General features: G+C 46.0%; 8 protein-coding genes. 6 read left to right on the top strand and 2 right to left on the bottom strand.

Annotation, left to right across the window (positions count from 1 at the left end):
* Positions 1–118: 118 nt before the first annotated feature.
* Positions 119–265 carry a M48 metallopeptidase family protein gene (locus QUF61_RS18210; RefSeq protein WP_407079421.1) on the bottom strand — a complete coding sequence of 49 codons (147 nt, stop codon included), beginning with the start codon at positions 263–265 and terminating at the stop codon, positions 119–121.
* A gap of 558 nt (positions 266–823) precedes the next feature.
* On the opposite strand from QUF61_RS18210, the gene gltB reads away from it, so the two are divergent.
* The 6 genes from gltB to QUF61_RS08790 all read left to right on the top strand — a co-directional run bounded on the left by gltB (position 824) and on the right by QUF61_RS08790 (position 12,417).
* The gene (gene gltB, locus QUF61_RS08815) at positions 824–5,461 is read left to right on the top strand and encodes a glutamate synthase large subunit (RefSeq protein ID WP_289681366.1); all 4,638 of its coding nucleotides are present in this window, start codon (positions 824–826) and stop codon (positions 5,459–5,461) included.
* Between the two features lie 145 nt (positions 5,462–5,606).
* On the top strand, positions 5,607–7,016 hold the full coding sequence (locus tag QUF61_RS08810; protein WP_289681365.1) for a CHASE2 domain-containing protein: 1,410 nt from the start codon (positions 5,607–5,609) through the stop codon (positions 7,014–7,016).
* Between the two features lie 4 nt (positions 7,017–7,020).
* On the top strand, positions 7,021–7,851 hold the full coding sequence (locus QUF61_RS08805; protein WP_289681364.1) for a hypothetical protein: 831 nt from the start codon (positions 7,021–7,023) through the stop codon (positions 7,849–7,851).
* Positions 7,852–7,937: 86 nt separating this feature from the next.
* Positions 7,938–8,567 (top strand): REP-associated tyrosine transposase, encoded by a 630-nt coding sequence (locus QUF61_RS08800; RefSeq protein WP_289681363.1) that lies wholly within the window; start codon positions 7,938–7,940, stop codon positions 8,565–8,567.
* Positions 8,568–8,782: 215 nt separating this feature from the next.
* A complete protein-coding gene (locus QUF61_RS08795) occupies positions 8,783–11,593 on the top strand; it encodes a CHAT domain-containing tetratricopeptide repeat protein (protein ID WP_289681362.1) in 2,811 nt (936 codons plus the stop codon).
* Positions 11,594–11,727: 134 nt separating this feature from the next.
* On the top strand, positions 11,728–12,417 hold the full coding sequence (locus tag QUF61_RS08790) for a zinc metallopeptidase (RefSeq protein WP_289681361.1): 690 nt from the start codon (positions 11,728–11,730) through the stop codon (positions 12,415–12,417).
* Positions 12,418–12,440: 23 nt separating this feature from the next.
* Here the strand turns inward: QUF61_RS08790 and QUF61_RS08785 are convergent, their stop codons facing one another.
* Positions 12,441–13,475, bottom strand: coding sequence for an ABC transporter substrate-binding protein (locus tag QUF61_RS08785; RefSeq protein ID WP_289681360.1), 1,035 nt, complete (start codon positions 13,473–13,475; stop codon positions 12,441–12,443).
* Positions 13,476–13,735: the final 260 nt, after the last annotated feature.

Here is a 13,735-nt window from a genome sequence, read left to right as displayed (position 1 = left end):
AGAATACCTAAAAACCCGCAAAGCATAATGCTTTGCGGGTTTTTTTATGTTTTTTTTTCGCACCTTGAATGCGAACAAAAATCCTGCGCCAATTCTTGCACCAATATTCGTTAAAGCGTCAGGTTTCCAAATTCTGAGCATTTACCTTCAACCACGCCTTGCATTCCAGATAGTCAGGAATTACCTGTGCTACACACTTCCAGAACTGCGAGGAATGATCATGCTGCTTGATGTGGCAAAGCTCATAAACCACCACATAATCCACAACCCGACATCAATATGGAGTGAGGATAAAATAAATACAGAAACTGGGCGCAGGATTTTTATTCATTTTCAAGGCGTGAAAACAGGCGCATAGCAAGCTATGTAACTGCCTAAGTCCAAACAGGCGGAACACAGAAAATGGAGAAAAAGACCAGCCAAGTTGCTGAAGTTATAAAATTCTCGCTCCTATACACCAAAACAGACTTCTGAGGTTGTGGAGAGGCCGACCCTTGCCCGTTATAAACTGCTTTATCAATCTAATGAAATAATTGATGAGGGTTCTGAATCGCTGCACCAAAAATACCCTGAAAAATATTCCCCCCCTATTATTTCAACACATTGATTTATATCTTTATATTTTCGGTGCTGAATTCCTGAAAAAAACCAGTAAAAATCCATTAAAAACTGGCTGAGCTTGATAACCACGACTTCAAAAAAAACATGTATAATAACCCCATTTTGCCCTGAGGCAGGGTGAAGGCTGTCTGTGAATAGTGCATTTATTCTCACAAATAGCCTAAATTATCGCTTTATCTATGTTTTTCAATGAGGTATTCAGATGACCCACAGTGTTTTTCCGTCCCCCCAGGGGCTTTATGATCCCGCTAATGAGCATGATGCCTGCGGCGTTGGTTTTGTTGCGCATATTAAAGGCCAGAAAAGTCATGCGATTGTTGCCCAGGGACTGGAAATTCTGAAGAACCTGACCCATCGTGGTGCAGTGGGCGCAGATCCTCTGGCAGGCGATGGCGCAGGTATCTTAATCCAGATACCTGATGAATTTCTGCGTAGTTGTTGCGAAGAATTTAATATCAATTTGCCCGCTGCCGGAGAATATGGCGTGGGCATGGTATTTCTGCCACAGGAATTGGATAAACGCGCCAGTTGCGAAGATCTGATTGCAAAATATGTGGAACAGGAAGGACAAAACCTGTTGGGCTGGCGCGATGTGCCAACCGATAACAGCACACTAGGCGAAAGCGTTAAACAATCTGAGCCGGTTGTGCGCCAGCTCTTTATTGGCAAGGGCGCAAACTGCGCCGATCAGAATGTTTTTGAACGCAAATTGTTTGTCATCCGCAAACAGGTGGAACACGCGGTAGAAAGCCAGGGCATCGGTGGGCGTGAAACCTTTTTTATCCCTTCTCTATCCTGCCGTACCTTGCTCTATAAAGGCATGTTATTAGCCAATCAGGTGGGGGTTTATTACCTGGATTTGCTGGATGAAAAAATGGTATCGGCCTTGGCTCTGGTACACCAGCGTTTTTCCACTAACACCTTCCCCACCTGGGATTTGGCGCAGCCATTTCGTATGATTGCGCACAATGGTGAAATCAATACCGTGCGCGGCAATGTCAACTGGATGAGCGCACGCCGTCATGCCATGGCCTCAGAAATTCTGGGTGAAGACCTGGATAAAATCTGGCCTTTGATCGATGCCGATCAATCTGATTCCGCGTGTTTTGACAATGCGCTGGAACTGCTGGTGATGGGCGGTTATTCCATGGTGCAGGCGATGATGATACTGATCCCGGAAGCCTGGGCCGGTAATCCTTTAATGGATGAAAAACGCCGCGCATTCTATGAATATCATGCAGCCTTGATGGAACCTTGGGATGGCCCGGCAGCGGTCGCATTCACTGATGGTCAGCAAATCGGGGCGACATTAGATCGTAATGGCCTGCGCCCGGCACGTTATCTTATCACTGACGATGGCTTGGTGGTAATGGCTTCAGAAATGGGTGTTTTGCAAATTCCTGAAGAAAAAATTATTAAAAAATGGCGTTTGCAACCCGGCAAAATGTTCCTGGTTGATTTACAGCAGGGGCGTATTATTGATGATGTTGATATCAAAGCCGCATTGAGTGAAAAACAACCTTATCAAAACTGGCTGGACAGCACCCAGATACAACTGGAAAAATTACCCAGTGAAGTGGCTGCCATGCCGCCTGCGCAGCAGACCTTACTGGATCGGCAACAGGCTTTTGGTTTCACTCAGGAAGATCTGAAATTCTTTATCCAGCCGATGGCGCTCAGCGGTCAAGACCCGATTGGTTCTATGGGTATTGATACCCCTATTGCCGTATTATCGGATCGTTCGCGTTTGTTATATGACTATTTCAAACAGGGTTTTGCCCAGGTGACTAATCCCGCCATTGATCCCATCCGTGAAGAACTGGTGATGTCGCTGGTGTCACTGATTGGCCCACGCCCGAATCTGTTAAATCTTGGCAGTGGTGGCGGCCATAAACGCCTGGAAGTACATCAGCCGATTTTGAGTAATGGCGATCTGGAGAAAATTCGCCAGATTGAAGCCCGTACTGGCGGCGCTTTCCGTACCAAAACCCTGGATATTTGTTATCCGGCAAAACAAGGCGCGCAAGGTATGGAAAGTGCGCTGGAAACTTTGTGTCAAAGTGCTGAAACTGCCGTGAATGAAGGTAATAACATCCTGATTTTATCGGATCGTAAAATGAATGCCGATCATATTGCGATTCCAGCTTTATTAGCGACTTCCACAGTACATCATCACTTAATCCGCAGCGGCCTGCGCACTTCTGCCGGTCTGGTCGTGGAAACCGGTGAAGCACGCGAAGTCCATCATTTCTGTACCCTGGCGGGTTTTGGCGCGGAAGCGGTCAACCCTTATCTGGCATTTGATACCTTATCTTCAATTCTGCCGCAGTTGCCGGAACAGCTCAGCGAAGAAGAAGCGCATTCACGTTACATTAAAGCCGTCAACAAAGGCATGTTAAAAGTCATGTCTAAAATGGGCATTTCTACCTACCAGTCTTATTGTGGCGCACAGATTTTTGATGCCGTAGGCCTGCGCACAGACTTTATCGCGCAATATTTCACCGGCACCAAAACCACAATCGAAGGTACCGGCCTTGCAGAAATCGCGCAAGAAACCGTAGGCCGTCACCATGCGGCTTATGGCGATGCCTTGATTTATCGTGACGCCCTGGATGTAGGCGGAGAATACGCTTACCGTATTCGTGGAGAAGAACACGTATGGAATGCCAAAACTATCAGTGATCTGCAACACGCCGTGCGCAGTGAACCCGGTGCCAGTGCACAGCAAAAATATGATGCTTTTGCCAAAGCGATTAATGAGCAAAGTGAAAAACTGCTGACCATTCGTGGTTTGATGCAACTCAAATCCAATCGTGACCCGATTCCGCTGGAAGACGTGGAACCCGCTACTGAAATTGTCAAGCGTTTTGCCACCGGCGCAATGTCGTTTGGCTCGATTTCTTTTGAAGCGCACACCACACTGGCAATTGCCATGAACCGCATTGGCGGCAAATCCAATACCGGCGAAGGCGGTGAATTGCCGGAGCGTTTCAAACCACTGGATAATGGTGATTCCATGCGCTCTGCCATCAAACAGGTGGCTTCCGGGCGTTTTGGCGTAACCACAGAATATCTGGTTAATTCCGATGATATTCAGATTAAAATCTCACAAGGTGCAAAACCGGGTGAAGGTGGACAGTTACCCGGTCATAAAGTGGATCAGGTGATTGCCAAGGTACGTCACTCCACCCCAGGCGTGGGACTGATTTCTCCACCACCGCATCATGATATTTATTCCATTGAAGATATTGCACAGCTCATTCATGATCTGAAAAACGTCAACCCAAAAGCCCGCATCAGCGTGAAACTGGTTTCTGAAGTCGGTGTTGGCACTGTAGCTGCCGGGGTTTCCAAAGCCCACGCCGATCACATCACTATTTCCGGTTATGACGGCGGCACTGGCGCAAGCCCGGTTACTTCGATTAAACACGCAGGTTCACCCTGGGAAATCGGTCTGGCAGAAACTCAGCAGACTATGGTGCTGAACAAACTGCGTGGTCGTATTGCCTTGCAGGTGGATGGCGGCATGCGCACCGGACGCGATGTCATTATCGGCGCGATGTTAGGCGCGGATGAATTCGGCTTTGCCACCGCGCCGCTGATTGCGGAAGGCTGTATCATGATGCGTAAATGTCATCTGAACACCTGCCCCGTTGGCGTTGCCACCCAAGACCCGGAACTGCGCAAACGCTTCACCGGCAAACCGGAACATGTGGTCAATTATTTCTTCTTCGTTGCTGAAGAAGCCCGCCGCATCATGGCTGAGTTAGGCATGTCCAGCATCAATGAAATCATTGGACGTACAGATTTTATCGACAGCAAACAGGCGATAGAGCACTGGAAAGCCAAAGGCGTGGATTTATCGCGTCTGCTGCATCGCCCTAAAGTGGATAAAGAAGTGGCGATTTCCCACAGTGAATTACAGGATCACGGCTTGGATAAGGCCGTGGATCATCAGTTGATCGCTCAGGCAAAACCTGCGCTGGAAAATCAAACACCAGTACAGATAGAAACGCCTATTTACAACTATAATCGTAGTTTTGGGGCTATGCTCTCCGGTGAAGTGGCGCGTAACTTCGGTCACACCGGTTTGCCAGACGACACGATTTATGTGAAAGCCAAAGGCACCGCAGGCCAGAGCTTTGGCGCGTTTCTCGCCCAAGGCGTGACCATAGAGCTTGCCGGAGAAGGCAATGATTATGTCGGTAAAGGCTTATGCGGTGGGCGCATAGCCATTTATCCACCAAGCGAAAGCCCGATTGTTGCCGAGCGAAACATCATTGTCGGCAATACCGTGTTATACGGTGCCATCACCGGGGAATGTTATTTCCGGGGTGTTGGTGGCGAGCGTTTCGCGGTACGTAATTCCGGTGCGATTGCGGTGATTGAAGGCGTTGGCGATCATTGCTGTGAATATATGACTGGCGGCGTGGTCGTGGTACTGGGCAACACCGGACGCAACTTTGCTGCGGGCATGAGCGGTGGCGTGGCGTATGTACTGGATGAAGTCGGTGATTTTGAGCAACGCTGCAATCTATCTATGGTGGAACTGGAACCGATTCCAGAAGAAGAAACCGAGATGGAAAAAACGCATCAGGAAGGTGATCTGGAAATGCACGGACGGGTGGACATACTGCGTGACATGACCTGTGGTGATGAAGCGCGTTTGAAAAAACTCATTGAAAATCATCATCGCTACACCAACAGCGAACGCGCTCAGGAAATCCTCGATAACTGGGCTAATTACCGTGAAAAATTCATCAAAGTCATGCCGGTAGATTACCGCCGCGCCTTGATGCAGATGAAGCAGGAAAATCAGGGTACGTCAGCAAGCGCTTAAAATATAAATAGAAGCTGTTAGTTAATAATGATTGATTAACAGCTTCTAATCTTCTAATTCCCATGACATATCATGCAGCAATATGGCTTTTTTTGAATAGATAATAAATTTGTGGCAGAGTTAATGTTTTTTGTGGAAAACGCTGATGTTCATAAAACGTATTTACCAAAATCTAATTCGTTTGCTACTGATTCGCGTCCTGTTCCAAGGGATGAGCAAATTCATTAAACCCACGCAACAACACTGGCAAAGCTACTGGCAAAAACTCAATCATTTCCAGCAAAACATTTTCATTGGCTGTTTCATCACCCTGATTATTACACTGTCCCATCATTCCGCCTGGTTACAGGAAATGGAAAATTTTGCAATGGACAGCATGATGCAAGTCAATCAATCCCTGCCACGCCTCTCAGCGACACAGCAAAACCTGCAATTTACGCTGCTTGACATCAACGAAACAAGCTACCGCGACTGGGGCGAACCTTTTTACACGCCAAGAGACAAACTAACCACCCTCATCCGGCTTGCCGCCAAACAACAAGCCAAAATAATCATCGTTGATATTGATATTTCCCACGCAGGACACCAGCCCAAAGCCGACCGACAACTGGAACACTTTTTACGCCAATATGATGATAAAAAATCTCCACCACTGATATTATTACGCAGTTTTTACCCAAGCCTCACTAACCCACTTAGCAATCCAACTAATGCAGTAAAACAAGCTCAACTGCCAAAATTACGCCCCCTGTTTTTTGATGAAAACCGCATCGGCAACCGTATTTTCTGGGCGCAGCCACTGTTCAAAAAAACCAACAGCGACCAGCAAGTACGCTACTGGCATTTGCTCAAGGCCGGATGCAAAGCCGGATACGAGCAAAACCCAGCTATTTTACTGCCTTCCTATCAACTCCTCAGTCATGCCTTGTTGCAAAACAAATACGACAAACTCAGCGAAGCCCTGCAAATTGCCGCCCCTGCTGATTGTCAAACCCTACCCCCCGACACACTGGAATACAACGATAAAACCCTTACCCTTTCCAGTCATAGTCTTGGCGAGCGCATTATTTACACGCTTACAGGCAAAGAAACAGATGATTTGCAGATACTTCCCGCAAAAGACCTGCTTAAATGTCAAAATCAGGCTTGTGCCAATGACCGGATTAAAAACCGCATTGTTGTTATCGCCGCCAGCCATGCCTATGCACATGACCAGCACGCCACGCCCTTAGGTCAACTCTCCGGCGGCTTAATTATTATTAATGCCATCAAATCCTTTTCCCTGTTCGGTCAAATCAGCCCACCGTCCGCATGGATAAAATGGCTGATTGAAATTGTATTGATTATCAGCATGGCATGGCTGTTTAGCCGCTTTCACTCCACCACTGCCACGCTATTAACAGGGAGTATCATCATGCTTGTGTTAATGCCACTCAGTTTCTATTTTTTCAAATTTGGTATCTGGATAGATTTTGCCCTGCCGATTCTGGCGATGCAACTGCATCAAATGTTTGCCCAATGGGAAGAAAACCTGCATCAAAAAAATGAGGGATAAGACCATGAATAAAAAACAAATATCCATTTTACTGCTAATTATTAGCCTGACAACGCCTCTTTCCGCTGCCTGGTGGATAAATGATATTAACGGCAAAGACTGTTTAATCATCCGGGATGCCGAGCCGATTCAACCCTTGTTACTCATGGCGTTGAAAAGTGGTGATGAGGTGCAGGTTAAAGCAGATAGTTCGCTGCAACTCACCACAGACCAAAATCAGCAACAAAAGGTTTTTATACAAAACAGCCCGTTTAGGATTCCAGAAACCCCGCCACCGCCCAGCCTGATAGATAACCTGTTTACCATGGTCAATAAATGGTTTTCTCAAAAAACCAATCAACAAGTTGCCAGTATTGACCTTAGTGCGCGTGGAATAGTTGGTACAGGCTTTCAAATACAAGGTGTGAATAAAAAGGGGAAAAACTATTTGTTACACGGGCAAAAAACATTATTTGTCTACTGGCAGGCAGGTGTCGCGCCCTATCAACTGACACTGCAACAGAGAGAAAAGGAAATTGCTACCCTTAAAACCAAGCAAAAAGACAAGCAAAAAGAGGCGCGTTTATCTTTTGCAGCCCTCTCTGTTGGGGAGTACCAACTTGTATTGGAAGATAATTATTACCAGAAAAAAATGATTCTTATTCGTGTAGTGGATAAACTACCTGCCAATGTTGAAGAAATTCAGCAAGCTGGTTTACCGGAAAATATCCAGCAAGCCTATATTGCTTTAGCACTGAGCAAAGACCCGGCATGGCGACTGCAAGCCCAGCAGATGTTACAAAACCGGCCTGCTTTGCTGGTGCAGGTGTTGACGCGGCTGGAAATTCACCTATAAGTTCGTAGTTCAACCTTTAGGTTGCCACGCCTCGCGTAGCGAGGCGTAACAAGCTAAAGCTTGAACTACAAACAACAAGCTAAAGCTTGAACTACAAACAAACACAAATCAAAATGTACAAATGGCGTAAAATGACACCTGCACAGCAGGCAGAAATATTAAAAGAGCGCAAACAATTACACCGCCCGTGGCATTCACCACCGCATTTGGCGCTACAAGGTGAACAAGTTTATATCCTGTCTGTCGCTTGTTATGAACACGCGCCGATTATTGGTAAAAACCATCAGCGTTTGCAAGAGTGTGTAGATTGCTTGTTGCCCATTTATCGTGAATATTGCAAGGAAATCCACGCCTGGGTCGTATTGCCTAATCATTATCACGCATTACTGACCACTGAAAATTTAGATATTTTGCGAAAAAGTCTGGGACAATTTCACGGTAGTTCTTCGTATCGTTGGAATGGTGAAGACAATCGGCGTGGGCGTAAAGTTTGGCATAATTGCTCAGATCGCGTAATGCGTTCTGAGCGACATTTTTATACGAGTTTGAATTATATTCATCACAATGCGGTTAAGCATGGTTTAGTTGAGCATTGGCAGGACTGGGCTTATTCGAGTGTGCATGAGTTTTTAGCTGAAGTGAATCGGGATGAGGCATTGCAGTTGTGGCAGACATATCCTGTTTTGGATTATGGTAAAAATTGGGATTATTCGTAGTTTGTTTGTTCGTAGTTTGTTCGTAGTTCAAGCTTTAGCTTGCGTTCGTAGTTCAAGCTTCAGCTTGTGTTCGTAGTTCAAGCTTTAGCTTGCGTTCGTAGTTCAAGCTTCAGCTTGCGTTTATAATATCAAGTCTCAGCTTATTACGCCTCACTACGTGAGGCGTGGCAACCTAAAGGTTGAACTACAAACAAACATTAAACGGAGTCTATTTCATGAAACCCCTGCTTTCATTTATTTTAATTTTTTTACTGCTATACACAGCCAATCCGCTATTAGCGCAAGACAACAAACAAGAATTATTACAACAGGCGCAATCCCTCAATCAGCAATTGGTAAAAGCCTATCAACAAGGTAAATACAAAAAAGCAATAACTGCTGGCAAACAGGCACTAAAAATCCGTCAACAAGTGTTAGGGGAACATCCCGACACTGCCACCAGCCTCAACAACCTCGCATTATTGTATAAAGCAATGGGCGACTATGCCCGCGCCGAACCGCTTTACAAACAGGCTTTGCAAATCAAAAAAATCACCCTTGCTGAAAATCATCCCAGCACTGCCACCAGCCTCAACAACCTCGCATTATTGTATAAAACAATGGGCGACTATGCCCGCGCCGAGTCGCTCTACAAACAGGCTTTGCAAATAGATAAAACTGCCCTCGGTGAAAACCATCCGGATTATGCTACAAACCTCAACAACCTCGCATTATTGTATAAAACAATGGGTGATTATGCCCGCGCCGCGCCGTTTTACAAACAGGCTTTGCAAATCAAAAAAACTGCCCTCGGTGAAAACCATCCCCGTTATGCCACCAGCCTCAACAACCTTGCAGTACTGTATCAAGCAATGGGTGACTATGCCCGCGCCGTGCCGCTTTACAAACAGGCTTTGCAAATAGATAAAACTGCCCTTGGTGAAAATCATCCGGGTTATGCTACAGACCTCAACAACCTCGCATTATTGTATAAAACAATGGGTGATTATGCCCGCGCCGAGCCGCTTTACAAACAGGCTTTGCAAATCAGAAAAACTGCCCTCGGTGAAAACCATCCCAATTATGCGTGCAGCCTCAACAACCTTGCAGTACTGTATCAAGCAATGGGTGACTATGCCCGCGCCGTGCCACTCCACAAACAGGCTTTGCAAATCAGAAAAACCGCCCTCGGTGAAAACCATCCCGATTACGCTCAAAGCCTCAACAACCTCGCAGAATTGTACCGAATAATGGGTGATTATGCCCGCGCCGAGCCTTTTTACCAACAAGCCCAACTCCTCTTGCAAAAAACACTCGGCAACAGCCACCCTGATACTGCGCTTGCACTAATGAACTACGCCCTGTTATTACAAAAATCCAACCCCCAGGCAGCAATATTTTTTGCCAAACGCGCCATCAACACTTTACAAGCCAGTCGCCAGCAAAACCTCAAACTATCTGAAGACCTGAAAAAAAGCTTCATCCAGTCCCAAGAAAACAAATACCGCACCCTTGCCAACTGGTTAATGGATACAGGGCGTTTGCCGGAAGCCGAGCAGGTGCTGGCATTGCTCAAGGAAAAAGAGGCATTTAATTATGTGCGCCGCGACCATAGCCGTGCTGCTAATTTCAGTCATGCCATTAATTGCAGCAGCGCGGAGCAAAGCTGGTGTCAACGTTATCAACAAATCAGTGAAAAACTAACTACGCTGGGACAGGAATATGTACGTCTGGAGAAAAAAGGCGGGCAACGTAGTGCCACGGAAGAAAAGCGTTTTATACAATTAGGGCAGGACTTGGATGTCGCGGATGCGGCGTATTATCATTTGATTGACCAACTCAAACAGGCATTTGCCGAACAGGATAAACAATTAAAACGCTTGAATATGGCGCAGCTTGATAATGAACCGGATAATTTTCAGGAAGTGCTGCTGGAACTTGGCAAGCAATTAGGCGGCAAAGCGGTGGCATTGCATTTCTGGCTGACCGAAAACCGCCTGAATATCATTATGGCAACTGAAAATAACCGTGTGGCAAAAGTGATCACAGTGGATAGTCAGGATTTGCGCCATAAAATTATGGATTATCGCCAAAAACTGAAAAATTATAAAAATGTCCGTGCTGAATCTCAATATTTATATCAGCAGATTCTCCAGCCTATTGCCAAAGACCTGCGACAAGTCAAAGCGGATTATTTGATGTTGTCGTTGGATGATGTGCTGCGTTATGTGCCGATAGCGGCTCTGCATGATGGTAAACAGTATTTTGCTGAACAATACGCATTGAGTGTTTATACCGCTGCCACCGGCGTGGGTTTGCATTTGACTAATAAACCACAGGCGCAGTGGCATGTGGCGGGCATGGGCGTAAGTCAGGGCGCAACTGCGGTGGAAAACAATAATGAACGCCTTGATTTTTCCGCATTGCCCGCCGTAGCAAAAGAGTTGGGCGATATTATCCGTGAAAATAACAAAGATGCGGGGATTTTATCTGGCAATGTCTGGTTAGATGAGAAATTTACCCTCAAAACCCTGCAAAACACGCTGGGAGAAAGAAAACACCAGGTGTTGCACCTTGCCACCCATTTTCACTTGCGCCCAGGCAATGAAAGCCATTCCTTTTTATTGCTTGGCAATGGTCATACCTTAAATCTGGGGGAACTGAACCAACGCCGTTACCGTTTTCGCGGCATTGATTTATTAACCCTGTCCGCCTGCAATACCGCGATGGGCAGTATCAAATCCGGGGCGGATGGTTCCGAGGTAGAGAGTTTCGGCACTATCGCCCAGAAAAAAGGGGCAAAAGCGGTATTGGCAACCTTGTGGCAAGTCAATGATGACAGCACCAGCCGGTGGATGCAGCATTTTTATCAACTGCGTGAGCAACAGGGTTTGAGTAAAATTGCCGCTTTGCGCCAGACGCAACTGGCGTTTATTCAGGGCAGAATTAAGGCGAAAAATGGTCAGGCAAAAGGGGGGCAAAAGGGTTTGCCTTATGATCATCCTTATCATTGGGCGGCGTTTATTTTGATGGGCAATTTGTTGTAACATCACGTTTCAGCATTCAATTAAAGTATAATTTGTGTGATTTGGGGATTTTTAACCCCAATATTGCATAATAGCCTGTGCCAAAAAAATAATATGGCACAGCATTTTGTACACGTTACTGGATCTGGAAACTGATGGCCTTTTTAGTGATATTGATTAGTCTGCTGATTGCGGGAATCTTTTTGCCACAATGGTGGGCGCAATATGTGTTGCGCCGCTACAGCAAACCCCGCGAAGACTTTCCCGGCAGTGGCGCTGAATTTGCCCGCCATCTGGCGCGGCAAATGAAATTAGACATTCGCATAGAACCCACGGAGTCCGGTGAGGGGGATCATTATGATCCGCTGAACAAGGTTGTGCGCCTGAGTCCAGAAAATTTTAAGGGGAACTCATTAACCGCCATCGTGGTTGCCTCCCATGAAATGGGTCATGCTTTGCAGGATAAGCTGGGTTATCAACCCCTGCATATTCGCACCCAGTTAGTGGGGATTGCCAGTAAAATTGAACGCATAGGCGCGGGTTTAATGATAGCCGTGCCACTGGTAACGGCAATTTTTCGTTTACCGGCAGCCGGTCTGTTGATGTTTCTGGCAGGTCTTGCCAGTCTGGGTACTCCGGTTTTTGTGCATTTGCTGACCCTGCCTGTGGAATGGGATGCCAGTTTTCGCCGCGCCCTACCCTTGCTGGAAGCAGGCGGCTATTTAGAGAAAAAAGACCTGCGCGTTGCACGGCGCATTTTAACGGCCTGCGCACTGACTTATGTCGCTTCTTCGCTGGCTGCGTTGTTAAATCTGGCGCGCTGGATTGCTTTGTTGCGGCGTTGAAACCTTGGTTCCACGCAGGTTAATCATTCTGCTGCAACAGAAAAAAGTAATTTTGCTTCCTGCAAGGCCATATCTGTTTGAAAATAATCACTGGCATTGCTGCTGTGTATTTTACGTCCAGTCTGTTTGAGAAATACCAGCAGCTCCTTGATATAGGTTTCCAAAGCCAGTGTATTATTCTGCTGAATTGATTCCAGATCTGTGTGAAATTTGCCACCGCTATGAAAAGCTTCCAGTTCTTTTTGGGAATAGCTTGTGTTCTTGAACATGGTTTGCTTTAAAATCTTAAAATACTCATCCCGGTTTGCCGGATTCGCCTGCCACTGTATTGCGCGCAGCCAGCCACGCAGAAATTTCTGCACATCTTCCGGGTTTTTCTGTAAGTGTTTTTTCTGCACACTGATACCTTCCGGTATCACGCCAGGGAAGTCCGCTGAGGTGAATAACAACTTACCGCTACCCTCTTTAATCACATTGGAGGCATCGGGTTCATAGCTGATAATGGCGGCAAATTTCCCAGCCTTAAATGCCTTGTTAAGATGTTTTGTATTTGCGATTTCAATCAGTTTAACATCATTAATCGTTAAATTTGCTGATGCCAGCACTTTCGTCGCAAAAAAACCAATGGGCGCAGATTTACTATAGACAGCAATTCTTTTACCCTTAACGGCTGCCAAGCTATGCAAGGCTTTACTTAAAATAAAAAAATCCCCCCCATGAGACCAATTATTTTCAAAAATAATGGTTTTATCTGGATTTCGATTAATCATTTCAAGCGTATTGCCTAACATGGACAACATAAAATCAGTATGTCCATTTTCAAATGCGCTGAGATTTTCTGTCTCATAATTCTGGAATTGTTTTATTTGAATGTCCAGTCCCTGTTCTTTCCAGAAACCTTTATTCTCCGCAATATATGCAGTCCCCCAGGGTAACCATTCTACAAGGCCCAGTTTATATGAGGCGGCAGCAGCGGATACAGAAAAAAAACTGAACAAGCCAGAACAGACAATGGCTAATATCGCATAGAACAACTTATATCGTTTTCCAAAATACATATCAACCTCCAATAGCTTTATATTTTATTTTCCATGCACAAGGTTAAAACCTTCGCCTTTCAGGCGAACAGATTTATCTCTAATGTTTAACGGTAAAACTTAAAATATGGGTTTTAGCGCTAACACCCCAAAAGGGTATTTTAATATAGCCTGGGGCAACGCCCCACTGCCATTAACTTAAGAAAGTATTCAAGCCCCAAAGGGGCAAAACATACTAGCCCAGGGCAACGCCCTGGGTTTGTAATGTGATGATACCAGAG

It is taken from the genome of Candidatus Venteria ishoeyi (assembly GCF_030378065.1).
GTDB lineage: Bacteria > Pseudomonadota > Gammaproteobacteria > Beggiatoales > Beggiatoaceae > Venteria > Venteria ishoeyi.
Note: the sequence above shows the minus strand (reverse complement) of the source record. Positions and strands in the feature narration are given on the sequence as shown.